Origin of the sequence: Streptomyces piniterrae, from assembly GCF_005048155.1 — a bacterium.
GTDB classification, from domain to species: Bacteria; Actinomycetota; Actinomycetes; order Streptomycetales; family Streptomycetaceae; genus Streptomyces; species Streptomyces piniterrae.
On record NZ_SUMB01000011.1, the window covers coordinates 225156 to 238486 of the forward strand.

Genomic DNA, 13331 nt, shown 5'->3' on the forward strand with positions numbered 1-13331 from the left:
CCCGGCTGCTGCGCCGGATGCCGGCGGCCAAGCTCACCGGCCTCGGCTGCTGGCTGCTCGGCACCCTCGCGCTGCTCGCCTTCGGGTTCCTGGACCGGCTGCTGCTCGGCCGCGCACCGACCCCCTACGGCGTGTTCTTCCTGCTGGTCAGCGTGTGCGCGGCGACATGGGTACGGCCGTACGACCTGATCACCGCGCCGATCGCGCTGCCGATCGCGTTCACCATCGGGGCGCTGCCGATCCAGCGCGGCACCGACGGGTTCAGCGGGGTGCTGATGGGGGTGTTCACGGTCCTCGCGCTGAACGCGGGGTGGATCTACGCCGGCACCCTGTCCTGCGCGCTGATCGCGCTGTTCCGCAAAGCGGTCCTCATCTCGCGGCGTCGGGCCATCCAACCGGTGACTCCACCACCGAGCGGGCGCCCCGGGCGGTCGCGGCGGCCGGCGGGGAGCCGTCGGCGCCCGGCGGACCACCTGCCCGAGCGGCCTGGGCAGCCATGGCGGCACCCACGATCCCCGCATTGTTCTGAAGCTGCGCCGGCACGATCTCGGCCCTGATGTTCTCGATGAGCGGCAGGAACTTCTCCGCCTTGCGGCTCACCCCGCCGCCGATCACGAACAGCTCGGGCGAGAACAGCATCTCCACATGGGCGAGGTATTTGCGGACCCGGTGCGCCCACTGCTGCCAGCTCAGTTCCCCGTCCTCCTTGGCCTTGGTGGAGGCGCGTTTCTCGGCGTCGTGGCCGTGCAGCTCCAGGTGGCCGAGCTCGGTGTTGGGGACCAGCCGGCCGCCGGTGAAGACGGCGCTGCCGATGCCGGTGCCGAAGGTGAGCACGATGACGGTGCCGGTGCGGCCGCGGCCCGCGCCGAACCGCATCTCGGCCAGCCCGGCCGCGTCCGCGTCGTTGAGCACCGTCACCGGGCCGCCGTACGGGCCGCCGCCGAGCCGGCCGGTGAGCAGCGCGCCGGCGTCCGTGCCGATCCAGCGCTTGTCGACATTGGCGGCGGTGCGGGTGGTACCGCCGGTGACCACGCCGGGGAAGGTCGCGCCGACCGGGCCCGACCAGCCGAAGTGTTCCACGACCTCTTTGACGCAGTCCGCGACCGCGTCCGGGGTGGCCGGTCTCGGGGTCAGCACCTTGTAGCGCTCGTCGGCGAGGTCGCCGCGCTCCAGATCCACCGGGGCACCCTTGATGCCCGATCCGCCGATGTCCACACCGAAGACCCTCATGGGGAAAAGGCTAGGCGCGGACCCGGCCGATCGCCCCCGGGATGCCCACGTTGGCCGCTGCCCGTCCGGGTCCCCGGTGTGGCCCGTCTCAGTCCTCGACGGCCGACTTCGCCTCGGCGCGCAGGTCGCGGCGGAGTTCCTTCGGCAGCGAGAAGTGGATGGACTCCTCGGCGGCCGTGATGGTCTCGACGTCCTCGTAGCCGCGCTGGGCGAGCCAGTCCAGGACGCCGTGGACGAGGACCTCGGGGACGGAGGCTCCGGAGGTGACGCCGACCGTGCCGACGCCCTCCAGCCAGGCCTCGTCGATCTCCTCGGCGTAGTCGACCAGGTGGGCGTCGCGCGCGCCGGCGCCCAGGGCGACCTCGACGAGACGGACCGAGTTGGAGGAGTTCTTGGAGCCGACGACGATGACGAGGTCGGCCTCGGCGCCCATCTGCTTCACCGCGGTCTGGCGGTTCTGGGTGGCGTAGCAGATGTCGTCGCTCGGCGGCGAGAGGAGGTTGGGGTAGCGGCCCTTGAGCGCGTCGACGGTCTCCATGGTCTCGTCGACGGACAGCGTGGTCTGGGACAGCCAGACGACCTTGTCGGGGTCGCGGACCTCGACGTTGGCGACGTCCTCGGGGCCGTCGACGAGGGTGATGTGCTCCGGCGCCTCGCCGCTGGTGCCGATGACCTCTTCGTGGCCGTCGTGGCCGATCAGGAGGATGTCGTAGTCCTCCTTGGCGTAGCGGATCGCTTCCTTGTGGACCTTGGTGACCAGCGGGCAGGTGGCGTCGATGGTGGCGAGCTTGCCGCGCTTTGCCTCTTCGTGGACCACGGGGGCGACGCCGTGCGCCGAGAAGATGACGATGTTGCCCTCGGGCACCTCTTCCGTCTCGTCGACGAAGATCGCGCCCTTCTTCTCCAGGGTTTTCACGACGTACTTGTTGTGGACGATCTCGTGTCGCACGTAGACGGGGGCGCCGTACTGCTCGAGGGCCTTCTCGACGGCGATCACGGCGCGGTCCACGCCCGCGCAGTAGCCACGGGGGGCGGCGAGCAGGACCTTGCGGGTGGGCTGCTGGCTGGGCAGTGCAGTCATGCGTCCCATCGTAAGGCCGCGCCCCCGCGCCCGAAGATCGCCCAGGGCCCAGACTGTGCAGGAGCGGACGAGGGAGGCGGGATGCCGGAGACGATCGGCGCGAGGGACGACCAGGGCACGGGTGCCGGGACGCTGCGGCGGACGCTGACCCTGCGGGATCTGATCGTCTACGGGCTGCTGTTCATCGCCCCGATGGCGCCGGTCGGCATTTTCGGCACACTGCTGGCCAAGTCGGACGGCGCGATCACCGCCGTCTACGTGGTCGCGACCCTCGCGATGGGCTTCACCGCCTGCTCGTACGCCCAGATGGTGCGGGTCGCGCCGCAGGCCGGTTCGGTCTACACCTACGCCCGGGTGGGTCTGGGCGACGGCGCGGGGTTCCTCGCCGGATGGCTGGCGATGCTGGACTATCTGCTGATCCCGGCGGTGGCGTATCTGTTCTCCGGGATCGCCATGCACGCCCTGGTGCCGTCGGTGCACCAGTGGGTGTGGACGGCGATCGCGGTGATCGTGACGACGCTGCTGAACCTGTGGGGCGTGCGGACCGCGGCGGTGGTGGGGTTCGCGGTGCTGGCGATGGAGATCGCGGTGCTGGCGGTGTTCGTGGTGGCGGCCGCCGCCGAGCTGATCGCCCATGGTGCGCAGCGCGGCTGGGCGGACCCGCTGACCGGCCAGGGCGGCTTCTCGATGACGGCGGTGCTCTCCGCGGTGTCGGTGGCGGTGCTGTCGTATCTGGGCTTCGACGCCATCGCGTCGTTCGCGGAGGAGGCGAAGGGGGCACCGGGCGCCGGGGAGGGCCCGGGGCCGGGCGGCCCTGACCGGGTGGCGCGGGCGGTGCTCACCTGTCTGGCGGTGGCCGGTGTGCTGTTCGCGGTGCAGACGTATCTGGCGGCGCTGCTGGCGCCGATGAGCGCGGCGGAGCTGGCGGCGCGGCCCGGTGGGCAGGGCGACGCGTTCTACGTCACGGTCGACGCCGCGGTGGGCGGCTGGCTGCACGATCTGGTGGCGGTGAGCAAGGCGGTCGGTGCGGCGTTCGCGGCGCTGGCGGGGCAGGCGGCGGCGGGCCGGCTGCTGTTCGCGATGGCCCGGGACCGGCGGCTGCCCGGGGCGATGTCGAAGGTGGACGCGGGGAGCGGGGTGCCGCGCCGGGCGCTGCTGGGTGCGGCGGTGGTGACGCTGGTGGCGGCGGTGTGGGCGGCCCGCCGGGATGACGGTCTCGATCAGCTGTCGTCGATCGTGAACGTCGGGGCGCTGAGCGCGTTCGCGCTGCTGCACGCGTCGGTGATCGGCTGGTTCTGGGTCCGCAGGGGGTCAGGGGCACCGAGCCTGCTGCGGCATCTGGTGGTGCCGGTGCTGGGGTTCGCTGTGGTGGTGGCGGTGATCGTGGAGGCGTCCGCGGCGGCCCAGGCGGTGGCGGCTGTGTGGCTGGTGGTGGGGGCGGGGGTGCTGGTGGCGCAGTTTCGGGCCCGGCGGGGGGCGGGGGCGTGAGGTCGGCGGCCGCTGTCAGTGCCCGCCGCTAGTCTCGCTCGTATGGCTGTCTCTACGTCCCCGGAAGCGCCGATCCCGGTCGGCGAGGTGTCCCGGCTCATCGGCGGGTGGATCGACCGCCTCGGCGCGGTATGGGTCGAGGGGCAGATCACCCAGCTCTCGCGCCGCCCCGGCGCGGGCGTCGTCTTTCTGACGCTGCGTGACCCGTCGTACGACATCTCGGTGAGCGTGACGTGCTACCGCCAGGTCTTCGACAAGGTCTCCGAGGTGGTCGGCGAGGGCGCCCGGGTGGTGGTGCACGCCAAGCCGGAGTGGTACGCCCCGCGGGGCCAGCTGTCGCTGCGGGCCGCCGAGATCAAGCCGGTCGGGGTCGGTGAACTCCTCGCCAGACTGGAGCAGTTGAAGAAGTCGCTGGCGGCCGAGGGGCTGTTCGCGGCGGACCGCAAGAAGCCGCTGCCGTTCCTGCCGCAGCTGATCGGCCTGGTCTGCGGTCGCGCGAGCGCCGCCGAGCGGGACGTCCTGGAGAACGCCCGGCACCGCTGGCCGGCCGTCCGCTTCGAGGTGCGCAATGTGCCGGTGCAGGGCGTGCATGCGGTGCCCAAGGTGATCGAGGCGGTCCAGGAGCTGGACGCACTGCCCGAGGTGGACGTGATCATCGTGGCGCGCGGCGGCGGCAGCGTGGAGGATCTGCTGCCGTTCTCGGACGAGCAGCTCGTGCGGGCCGTCGGCGCGGCGCGGACGCCCGTCGTGTCCGCGATCGGCCATGAGCCGGACTCGCCGCTGCTGGATCTCGTCGCCGACCTGCGGGCTTCGACGCCCACGGACGCGGCGAAGAAGGTGGTGCCGGACGTCGGCGAGGAGCTGGTCCGGGTCCAGCAGCTGCGGGAGCGGGCGCGGCGCGCGGTCAGCGGCTTCGTGGAGCGGGAGGAGCGCGGGCTGGCGGCGGCCCTGCACCGCCCGTGCATACAGCGGCCCCAGCGGATGGTCGAGGAGCGCGAGGAGCAGATCGCCGCGCTGCTGGAGCGCGGGCGGCGGTGCCTGGGGCATCTGCTCGACCGGGCCGATTCGGAGCTGACGCACACCCTCGCCCGGGTTGTCGCGCTGTCCCCCAAGGCGACGCTGGAGCGCGGCTATGCGGTGCTCCAGAAGCCGGACGGGGCGGCGGTGCGCTCACCGGAAGAGGTCGGCGCGGACGAGGAGCTGCGGGCCAGGGTGGCGGAGGGCGAATTCCGGGTGCGGGTGGCCGGCGTCCCGGCCGCCGCCCCACCTCCCGCGTAGGCAAACGCGGACGCAGGCAGACGTACACGGACTCATAGGGTGGGAAGCATGGCGAAGGCGAAGACGGACGGCGCGGCGGACGCGGAGCACGGGGCGGCGGCCGGGGCGGAGACGGGGATGGAGAGCGGCCCGGACGGCACGGCGGGGCCCGGCGTGCCGCCGGTGGACTCCACGCTCGGCTATGAGCAGGCACGGGACGAGCTGATCGAGGTCGTCCGCAGCCTGGAGGCGGGCGGCACGACGCTGGAGGAGTCCCTGGCGCTCTGGGAGCGGGGCGAGCAGCTCGCGAAGGTCTGTCGCCGCTGGCTGGAGGGCGCGCGAGCCCGGCTGGACGCGGCGCTGACGGAGTCGCCGAACGGGGCGGACGCGTAGGGCGGATGCCCGGCGGGGCCCCTGGAAGCCGGTCCCCTCCCCCGCGGGCCCCCTCCCCCGCGAACCAAGCTCCCCTGTGAACCGGATCACAATGACCCCGGATTTAGTTGAAAGTTAATACACCTCGATTACGGTGGTTCTCATAGATCCTGAATCCCATCCGATTCACCCATCACCGACCGACCGAGGTGCCCTTATGTCTCTCGCCCTTGACGCCACCGCTCAGGACCTCCTCTTCCGCGAGGCCCAGACCGCCAACACGTTCACGGACGAGCCGGTCACCGATGAGCAGATCCAGGCCGTCTACGACCTGGTGAAGTACGCGCCGACCGCCTTCAACGGGTCGCCGCTGCGGATCACCCTGGTCCGCTCCGAGGAGGCCCGCCGGCGCCTGGTCACCCACGCCATGGGTGCCAACGGCCCGAAGACGCTGACCGCGCCGCTGACCGTCATCCTCTCCGCCGACCTGGACTTCCACGAGCAGCTGCCGCGACTCTTCCCGGCCATGCCGACCGTCAAGGACGCCTTCTTCTCCGAGCTCGCCGCCCGCGAGGCCTCCGGCACCCAGAACGCCACCCTGCAGGCCGGCTACTTCATCGTCGGCATCCGCGCCGCCGGTCTGGCCGCCGGCCCGATGACCGGCTACGACTTCACCGGCATCGACAAGGAGTTCTTCGGCGACGGCAAGCAGAAGTCCTTCCTCGTCATCAACATCGGCAAGCCCGGCGCCGAGGCCTTCCACCCGCGCTCGCCGCGCCTGGAGTTCACCGAGGCCGCGACGACCGTCTGAGCCGGCCGTCGTACGACGAGGCCGCCGCACCCCTCGCGGGTGCGGCGGCCTCGTCCGTAGGCACGGAAGGTGTCCGTGAGCACGAGGGGTGTCCGTGAAAGCACGGGCACCTGAACGCCGGCACCCTCGGCCCTTCCCCCGTCCCGCTTCAGCCCTTCTTCGTCTCCAGCGAAGCGGCCAGCTCCGCGAGCCGGCCGAACGGCGCGGTACCGGTGACGACCGTGGTCACCCCCGGCTCCTCGCGCACCAGGGCGTTGTACGTGTCGCCCTTGTAGCGGTCCCACTTCTTGCTGGCGACGGCCTGCTTGCCCTCGACCTTCGCCGCGCCCAGCGTCACGTCCTTGACGAAGTCGCGCGCGGGAGCGTCGCTCTGCTCGACCGCCGCGTACTCCTGCTCCGGATCGAGCAGGCCCAGGTGCCAGGCGCCGCCCTTGCCGTCCTTGGTCGCCTTGTACGAGACGGAGGTGGCGCGCCAGCTCTTCGGCAGCCCCTTGGGCACGGCCACCGGGTACGGCGCCGCCCGCCGGGCCATGGTGGCCTCGAGCCGGTAGTCGACCGTCTGGACCGCGTTCTTCTCGGCGCTCCGGCTGTCGTCGTGCGGGATGAAGAAATAGATCGCACCGACGAGGACGCCGATCACCGCCAGGGACAGGACCATGTCCCGCACCGTCTGCCTGCCTCGCATACTTGCCACGCCCTTATCGTCCCCCATGCCCGCCGCGCCCCCGACGGAGCCCCCGGTGACGCCGGTCACCCGCGCCCCGGCGCCCGGCCGCAGGGCCCCACCGCGGCCCCCGCCCCGCCGGCCGTACGAAGCTCCCCGCCGGGCCTCGCAAGGATCTCGCCAAGCCTCGGCCAACGGCCCGTACGAGCCATTGTCAGCACCCGCCGCAACCTCCCCACCAGCGCATTCGCCCCCGTCAACAGCATTCTTTGACGCTGCTCATGCGAAGGCCCCCCTGCTCAATTTCGCGACGTACCGATACTGTGAAGGTCTGGGGGAGCACCGCGCCCCCGACATTTCCCGGCCCCGCACAGCCACCCTCGTCCTTCCGGCCGTCGCCGTACAGAAAGGTGCGCTCGATGACCGAGCACCATCTTCCGTCCCCCCTTGAGGTCAGCCCCGAGGCCCCCGACCGCAACCTCGCCCTGGAGCTGGTCCGGGTGACCGAGGCCGGCGCCATGGCCTCGGGCCGCTGGGTGGGGCGGGGTGACAAGAACGGCGCGGACGGCGCGGCGGTCAAGGCCATGCGCGCTCTGATCCACACCGTGTCGATGAACGGCGTCGTGGTCATCGGGGAGGGCGAGAAGGACAACGCCCCGATGCTCTACAACGGCGAACGGGTCGGCGACGGCACCGGCGCCGAGTGCGATGTGGCCGTGGACCCCGTGGACGGCACCACCCTGACCGCCAAGGGCATGGCCAACGCGGTGTCCGTGATGGCCGTCGCCGAGCGCGGTTCGATGTTCGACCCGTCCGCCGTCTTCTACATGGACAAGCTCGCCACCGGCCCCGAGGCCGCCGAGTTCGTCGACATCACCGCCCCGGTGGGCGTCAACATCCGCCGGATCGCCAAGGCGAAGAAGTCCGCCCCCGAGGACGTCACCGTCGTCATCCTGGACCGGCCCCGCCACGACGGCCTGGTCAAGGAGGTCCGCGAGGCCGGCGCCCGGATCAAGTTCATCTCCGACGGCGATGTCGCCGGCGCGATCATGGCGGCCCGCGAGGGCACCGGCGTCGACCTGCTGCTCGGCATCGGCGGCACGCCCGAGGGCATCATCGCCGCCTGCGCCCTCAAGTGCATGGGCGGCACCATCCAGGCCAAGCTGTGGCCCAAGGACGACGAGGAGCGGCAGCGCGCCCTCGACGCCGGCCACGACCTGGACAAGGTCCTGGAGATCGACGACCTGGTCCGCGGCGACAACGTCTTCTTCGTCGCCACCGGCATCACCGACGGCGAGCTGCTGCGCGGCGTGCGCTACCGCGCGGAGACCGCCTACACCCAGTCGCTCGTGATGCGCTCCAAGTCCGGCACCATCCGCCAGATCGACTCCGAGCACCGGCTCTCCAAGCTCCGCGCGTACAGCTCGGTGGACTTCGAGCGCCCGAGCTAGTCGGCGAGCACGACCTGGTCGACGAGCACGACACACTTCGCCCCCGCCGGAGAACCTCCGGCGGGGGCGAAGCGGCCCATGTGTCCCGCGCTCAGCCCGCCGCGGGCATATGGGCGGCGCGCTGGAGCTCGGACTCCCGCCGTCGACGGCGGGCCAGCACGACCCGGCGCTCGGCGGCGGTCAGCCCGCCCCAGACGCCGTACGGCTCCGGCTGGAGCAGCGCATGCTCCCGGCACTCGACCATCACCGGGCAGCGGGCACACACCCGCTTGGCGGCCTCCTCCCTGGCCAGCCGAGCGGCGGTCGGCTCCTTGGACGGGGCGAAGAACAGCCCGGCTTCATCCCGGCGGCACACCGCCTCCGAATGCCAGGGGCCGGCCTCGTCGCGAGCGGTCAGTCGCTGGGACGGAACGACAGCGGCATCCTGCAGGGGCTGATGCGGTAGCAGCACGGTCTACTCCTGACGACGGCTTCGGCGAAGAAATCACCCTTGCCCGTCTCGCTGCGCACGGCTTTTCGCACCCCGCAGCCGTACGAGAGACGATGCACCAGCCCTACCCGCTGTACGCACGCTTATGCACACGGTGGCGATCGAGGAATCACGCCGCACCACACCCCCTGCCCGTACTACTCGCGGAAGGGCTCCAGGTGCTTCCGGCGCTCGCGCCGCTCCGCGCGCAGCCGGTGGCGCAGATCGTGGATCCAGGCGCCGCGCCTGGGCTTGGCCTCGACGCTGCTCAGTACGGCATAGCCGTTGACCTGGACCTGCGGGGCGTTGCCATCGGCCGCTTCGTTCGTCTCGACCTCGAAGGTGCCCAGCACACCGGAGCCGCTGCTGCACAGTGTGACGTTCTCCGGGACCCGGATCTCCACGCTGCCGAAGATCGACGTGACGTTGATCTGGATCTGCTGCTGCGGAAAGACCGCCTCGGACAGATCGATCTCCACGCTGCCGAAGACCGCGACGGCGTTGATCCGCGCCGGGACCCGCCAACGCCCCTTGCGGGACGCGGCGCTGAAGATCGCCACCAGATTCTGATCCGGGAGCGGGCCGCCGCTCGCGGACGCGTACGCACCGGGGCCGGCCTGCGGACGACCGCCGGCCGCCACGGGCAGATCCCGCACGACGGGCTCCAACTCCCCCATGGTCCTGGCCCGGTAGACCAGATCGATCCGCTCGGCATGCTCCTGCGGGTCCAGCCGGCCTTCCGCCAGCGCCTCCCGGAGTATCTCGGCGACCCGGTCTCGGTCGGCGTCGGATGCGCGAAGGGCGGCTTCGGCGGGCGGGCCGGAGGCGGCCTCGGCCCGCTCCACGGCCTCGGCCCGCTCCACGATCTTCGTCAGATCCGCTGTCCTGGCCGGCCCCATCGGTGGGTCCGCCGGTGGGTCCATCGGCTTCGGGGAACGCCGCCCCCGGTCATCTGCTTCTGCTGCGTCCACATCGACAGCGTAGCTAAACGCGATAGATCGCGATAGTGAGACGCGGCGGGAACTGAGCCTTACCTCACACCGGCACCGCGACACCAGGGTTCTACGCTGTTCAGGCGCTGCCGTTGATGTCAGCCGAAGCCACCGTCGAGTGAGGATTGGCCGTAATGTCCGCTAGCTCCCGCCCAGCCCAACCCGAATTTGCCTATACCGACCTTCTGCCCACGGGCGAGGACAAGACCCCCTACCGCCTCATCACGAAGGAAGGTGTCAGCACCTTCGAGGCCGACGGGCGGACGTTCCTCAAGGTCGAGCCGGAGGCGCTGCGCAAGCTGGCGGAAGCGGCGATCCACGACATCCAGCACTACCTGCGGCCCGAGCACCTCGGCCAGCTCCGGAAGATCATCGACGACCCCGAGGCGTCCGGCAACGACAAGTTCGTCGCCCTGGACCTGCTCAAGAACGCGAACATCGCGGCGGCGGGCGTCCTCCCGATGTGCCAGGACACCGGCACCGCGATCGTCATGGGCAAGCGCGGCCAGAACGTCCTCACCGAAGGCGAGGACGCCAAGGCGCTCTCACGCGGCATCTACGACGCGTACACCCAGCTCAATCTGCGGTACTCGCAGATGGCCCCGCTGACAATGTGGGACGAGAAGAACACCGGCTCTAACCTCCCCGCCCAGATCGAGCTGTACGCGAACGACGGCGACGCGTACAAGTTCCTGTTCATGGCCAAGGGCGGCGGCAGCGCCAACAAGTCCTTCCTGTACCAGGAGACCAAGGCGGTCCTCAACGAGGCCTCCATGATGAAGTTCCTGGAGCAGAAGATCCGTTCGCTGGGTACCGCGGCCTGCCCGCCCTACCACCTCGCGATCGTCGTCGGCGGCACCAGCGCCGAATACGCCCTGAAGACCGCCAAGTACGCCTCCGCGCACTACCTCGACGAGCTGCCGACCGAGGGCTCGCCGACCGGCCACGGCTTCCGGGACAAGGAGCTGGAGGAGAAGGTCTTCGAGCTGACCCAGAAGATCGGCATCGGCGCGCAGTTCGGCGGCAAGTACTTCTGCCACGACGTGCGCGTGGTCCGCCTCCCCCGGCACGGCGCGTCCTGCCCGGTCGCCATCGCCGTCTCCTGCTCCGCCGACCGCCAGGCCGTCGCGAAGATCACCGCCGAGGGCGTCTTCCTGGAGCAGCTGGAGACCGACCCCGCCCGCTTCCTCCCGGAGACCACCGACGAGGAGCTGACGGAGGGCGCGGGCCCGGACCTCGACGCCGTCGCGATCGACCTCAACCGCCCGATGGACGACATGCTCGCCGAGCTGACCAAGCACCCGGTCAAGACCCGGCTGTCGCTGACCGGCACGCTCGTCGTCGCCCGCGACATCGCGCACGCGAAGATCAAGGAGCGGCTGGACGCCGGCGAGGGCATGCCGGAGTACCTGAAGAACCACCCGGTCTACTACGCCGGCCCGGCCAAGACCCCCGAGGGCTACGCCTCCGGCTCCTTCGGCCCGACGACCGCCGGCCGTATGGACGCCTACGTCGAGCAGTTCCAGGCGGCCGGCGGCTCCAAGATCATGCTCGCCAAGGGCAACCGCTCCCAGCAGGTCACCGACGCGTGCCACGCGCACGGCGGCTTCTACCTCGGCTCCATCGGCGGCCCGGCCGCCCGCCTGGCCCAGGACTGCATCAAGAAGGTCGAGGTCCTGGAGTACGAGGAGCTCGGCATGGAAGCCGTCTGGAAGATCGAGGTCGAGGACTTCCCCGCGTTCATCGTCGTGGACGACAAGGGCAACGACTTCTTCCAGGACCCAGCCCCGGCACCCACGTTCACCAGCATCCCGGTGCGCTCCGGAAGCTGACACTCCGCCAGAGCCTGTACGTGGAGCCCCCGGCAACCGCCGGGGGCTCTGTGGCGACTCCGGCCCTTGGGCTTCACGCCGCCTGCGCGGACGGCGGCTGACCGCGCCGGGCCTGCCGAATGCGCTGGACGAGCATGCGGGTGACGGAGTTGAGGGTCGGGCCGATGCAGTACGAAGCTGCGAACGAGGCGTCCGCGGAAGGGATCTGCGAAGGCTCCATCTGGGACGTCGCGTACTCCGACTTCCACTCGGTGTGGCTGTCGATGGCATCCGCCTGGTTCGGAGTGGCCACGATGACGGGGTGGTGGCCGTCTGTGCCCTCAGAGTTGCTCTGCGCTGGATACGATCGACAGAGTGTTGCGGTCCCAGCTCATTCACGGGACTCGGAGGGGATGCCGATGATGTTCCAGCCGCATGAACTCTCACCGGACCGCTCGGCGCGCGATCTGTTCGGCGCCAGGCTCCGGCACCACCGCGAGAAGGCGGGGATGTCGCTGAGACGGCTGTCCGAGGTCCTCAACTACAGCAAATCCCAACTCGCGCGGATCGAGAGGGCGGAGTCGCTGCCGTACGACGACCTGCCACAGAAGCTGGACGCCTGCTTCGGGACGGAGGGGCTCTTCGCATCCCTGAACGAGGTCGCGAAGAAGGAGCCGTTTCCCGGCAAGTACCGCCGCGTAATCGAGATCGAAAGCCGGGCGACCGTCATCGAGCAGTACATGAGTGCCACCGCGCCTGGCCTGCTCCAGACGCCGGAGTACGCGGAACGGTTGATGCGCGTCGTACAACCACATGCGCCACAAGCGGAGATCGAGGCGATGGTGAAGGCGCGGATCGACCGTCAGGTCAGGTTGAGCGCCCCCAAACCACCGCGCTACTGGTGCATCCTCGACGAGGCGGTATTGCACCGTCCAGTGGGTGGACCGCAAGTGATGCGCCAACAGTTGCTGTCCCTGTTGGAATCTGGGACAGCGTCCCACGTGACTGTGCAGGTCCTGCCGTACGCCGTGGGCGAGCATCCAGAGATCTCGGGTGGTTCGCTGACTCTCTACACCATGCCGGACCAACCACTGGTGGCCTACGAAGAAGGCAGCCGGTCCAGCACGATAGTGGAAGACCGGGACAGCGTCGCCAAGCGCCGGGAGTCCTACGATCTGCTCAGGGCCCACGCCCTCTCGCCTCCCGAATCCGAGGCGATGATTCGAGCAGCAATGGAGGACTGGACGCCATGCGGACCAACCCAGACCTGAGCACTGCCCGCTGGCGCAAGAGCAGCTACAGCAACGGCGAGGGGGGCGAGTGTGTCGAGGTCGCCGACGGCTACCCCCGCCTCGTCCCCGTACGTGACTCCAAAGACCCGCACAGGCCTGCCCTGCTCATACCCGGCGAAGCCTGGAGCACGTTCATAGCGAGCCTGAAGGCCGGCGGCCCCCCGGCCAGCGGCTGAACACACAACGGCGCCGGCCTCTGCGGGCGCTAGCCTCGTGTGTCTACCCTCGCGCGCTGTCCAGCGCTGCGATGCATTTGCCAGTGGTGCCGTGCTCGGGGCCGAGGGTCCTCAGGGCATCGGCATGCGCCCGCTCTGCCAGCTGAGCCGCTTCGGCTTCGGCGCCGCTGAGGCTCAGCAGCCGCGCGAGGTCGTGCGGACAGGCGAGGCCCGGCTCTCAGGAGCCGGGCCCTCGTC

At 70.5% G+C, this 13331-nt stretch carries 14 protein-coding genes and 1 pseudogene; 9 read left to right on the top strand and 6 right to left on the bottom strand.

Features of this window, described 5'->3' with window-relative positions; translation table 11 throughout:
* Nucleotides 1-17: 17 nt before the first annotated feature.
* Nucleotides 18-308 (top strand): annotated as a pseudogene (locus FCH28_RS39945) (DUF6542 domain-containing protein); the annotation flags it as partial.
* Nucleotides 309-369: 61 nt separating this feature from the next.
* On the opposite strand, the gene ppgK reads toward FCH28_RS39945, so the two are convergent.
* Nucleotides 370-1230 carry a polyphosphate--glucose phosphotransferase gene (ppgK, locus tag FCH28_RS28640; RefSeq protein WP_136743056.1) on the bottom strand — a complete coding sequence of 287 codons (861 nt, stop codon included), beginning with the start codon at nucleotides 1228-1230 and terminating at the stop codon, nucleotides 370-372.
* Nucleotides 1231-1318: 88 nt separating this feature from the next.
* Nucleotides 1319-2311, bottom strand: a complete 993-nt coding sequence (locus tag FCH28_RS28645) for a 4-hydroxy-3-methylbut-2-enyl diphosphate reductase (RefSeq protein WP_136743057.1) — start codon at nucleotides 2309-2311, stop codon at nucleotides 1319-1321.
* 81 nt (nucleotides 2312-2392) lie between these two features.
* Between FCH28_RS28645 and FCH28_RS28650 the strand changes: the two genes are divergently transcribed.
* The 4 genes from FCH28_RS28650 (at nucleotide 2393) to FCH28_RS28665 (ending at nucleotide 6239) form a co-directional block, all read left to right on the top strand.
* Nucleotides 2393-3799: an APC family permease gene (locus FCH28_RS28650; RefSeq protein WP_136743058.1), complete on the top strand. Its 1407-nt coding sequence runs from the start codon at nucleotides 2393-2395 to the stop codon at nucleotides 3797-3799.
* 42 nt (nucleotides 3800-3841) lie between these two features.
* Entirely contained in the window at nucleotides 3842-5077 is a 1236-nt protein-coding gene (gene xseA, locus FCH28_RS28655; RefSeq protein ID WP_136743059.1) for an exodeoxyribonuclease VII large subunit, read from the top strand.
* A gap of 48 nt (nucleotides 5078-5125) precedes the next feature.
* Complete coding sequence (locus FCH28_RS28660; RefSeq protein ID WP_425472015.1) at nucleotides 5126-5449, top strand: exodeoxyribonuclease VII small subunit; 324 nt, start codon at nucleotides 5126-5128, stop codon at nucleotides 5447-5449.
* 196 nt (nucleotides 5450-5645) lie between these two features.
* Nucleotides 5646-6239 (top strand): malonic semialdehyde reductase, encoded by a 594-nt coding sequence (locus FCH28_RS28665; RefSeq protein ID WP_136743060.1) that lies wholly within the window; start codon nucleotides 5646-5648, stop codon nucleotides 6237-6239.
* A 148-nt stretch (nucleotides 6240-6387) separates the two neighbouring features.
* Here the strand turns inward: FCH28_RS28665 and FCH28_RS28670 are convergent, their stop codons facing one another.
* Nucleotides 6388-6897, bottom strand: coding sequence for a DUF4245 domain-containing protein (locus tag FCH28_RS28670; RefSeq protein WP_246103329.1), 510 nt, complete (start codon nucleotides 6895-6897; stop codon nucleotides 6388-6390).
* A gap of 425 nt (nucleotides 6898-7322) precedes the next feature.
* On the opposite strand from FCH28_RS28670, the gene glpX reads away from it, so the two are divergent.
* Entirely contained in the window at nucleotides 7323-8354 is a 1032-nt protein-coding gene (glpX, locus tag FCH28_RS28675) for a class II fructose-bisphosphatase (protein ID WP_136743061.1), read from the top strand.
* A 91-nt stretch (nucleotides 8355-8445) separates the two neighbouring features.
* On the opposite strand, the gene FCH28_RS28680 is transcribed toward glpX, so the two are convergent.
* Together FCH28_RS28680 and FCH28_RS28685 are read right to left on the bottom strand one after the other, a co-directional pair.
* Nucleotides 8446-8805 (bottom strand): WhiB family transcriptional regulator, encoded by a 360-nt coding sequence (locus tag FCH28_RS28680; protein WP_136743062.1) that lies wholly within the window; start codon nucleotides 8803-8805, stop codon nucleotides 8446-8448.
* 176 nt (nucleotides 8806-8981) lie between these two features.
* A complete protein-coding gene (locus FCH28_RS28685; RefSeq protein WP_136743171.1) occupies nucleotides 8982-9722 on the bottom strand; it encodes a DUF1707 SHOCT-like domain-containing protein in 741 nt (246 codons plus the stop codon).
* 227 nt (nucleotides 9723-9949) lie between these two features.
* On the opposite strand from FCH28_RS28685, the gene FCH28_RS28690 reads away from it, so the two are divergent.
* Nucleotides 9950-11647: a fumarate hydratase gene (locus tag FCH28_RS28690; protein WP_136743063.1), complete on the top strand. Its 1698-nt coding sequence runs from the start codon at nucleotides 9950-9952 to the stop codon at nucleotides 11645-11647.
* Between the two features lie 73 nt (nucleotides 11648-11720).
* On the opposite strand, the gene FCH28_RS28695 is transcribed toward FCH28_RS28690, so the two are convergent.
* A complete protein-coding gene (locus tag FCH28_RS28695) occupies nucleotides 11721-11939 on the bottom strand; it encodes a hypothetical protein (RefSeq protein WP_136743064.1) in 219 nt (72 codons plus the stop codon).
* 106 nt (nucleotides 11940-12045) lie between these two features.
* On the opposite strand from FCH28_RS28695, the gene FCH28_RS28700 reads away from it, so the two are divergent.
* Nucleotides 12046-12897 (top strand): helix-turn-helix domain-containing protein, encoded by an 852-nt coding sequence (locus FCH28_RS28700; protein WP_136743172.1) that lies wholly within the window; start codon nucleotides 12046-12048, stop codon nucleotides 12895-12897.
* Entirely contained in the window at nucleotides 12876-13094 is a 219-nt protein-coding gene (locus tag FCH28_RS28705; protein WP_136743065.1) for a DUF397 domain-containing protein, read from the top strand. The genes FCH28_RS28700 and FCH28_RS28705 overlap by 22 nt, the downstream gene beginning before the upstream one ends.
* The last annotated feature ends 237 nt before the right edge of the window (nucleotides 13095-13331 follow it).

What these genes read in the sequence shown, in the direction of transcription:
- glpX (WP_136743061.1), top strand. Translation starts at nt 7,323, where the DNA reads ATGACCGAGCACCATCTTCCGTCCCCCCTTGAGGTCAGCCCCGAGGCC.
- FCH28_RS28665 (WP_136743060.1), top strand. Translation starts at nt 5,646, where the DNA reads ATGTCTCTCGCCCTTGACGCCACCGCTCAGGACCTCCTCTTCCGCGAG.
- FCH28_RS28685 (WP_136743171.1), bottom strand. Translation starts at nt 9,722, where the DNA reads ATGGGGCCGGCCAGGACAGCGGATCTGACGAAGATCGTGGAGCGGGCC.
- FCH28_RS28705 (WP_136743065.1), top strand. Translation starts at nt 12,876, where the DNA reads ATGCGGACCAACCCAGACCTGAGCACTGCCCGCTGGCGCAAGAGCAGC.
- FCH28_RS28690 (WP_136743063.1), top strand. Translation starts at nt 9,950, where the DNA reads ATGTCCGCTAGCTCCCGCCCAGCCCAACCCGAATTTGCCTATACCGAC.
- FCH28_RS28645 (WP_136743057.1), bottom strand. Translation starts at nt 2,311, where the DNA reads ATGACTGCACTGCCCAGCCAGCAGCCCACCCGCAAGGTCCTGCTCGCC.
- xseA (WP_136743059.1), top strand. Translation starts at nt 3,842, where the DNA reads ATGGCTGTCTCTACGTCCCCGGAAGCGCCGATCCCGGTCGGCGAGGTG.
- FCH28_RS28660 (WP_425472015.1), top strand. Translation starts at nt 5,126, where the DNA reads ATGGCGAAGGCGAAGACGGACGGCGCGGCGGACGCGGAGCACGGGGCG.
- FCH28_RS28700 (WP_136743172.1), top strand. Translation starts at nt 12,046, where the DNA reads ATGATGTTCCAGCCGCATGAACTCTCACCGGACCGCTCGGCGCGCGAT.
- FCH28_RS28670 (WP_246103329.1), bottom strand. Translation starts at nt 6,897, where the DNA reads ATGGTCCTGTCCCTGGCGGTGATCGGCGTCCTCGTCGGTGCGATCTAT.
- ppgK (WP_136743056.1), bottom strand. Translation starts at nt 1,230, where the DNA reads ATGAGGGTCTTCGGTGTGGACATCGGCGGATCGGGCATCAAGGGTGCC.
- FCH28_RS28650 (WP_136743058.1), top strand. Translation starts at nt 2,393, where the DNA reads ATGCCGGAGACGATCGGCGCGAGGGACGACCAGGGCACGGGTGCCGGG.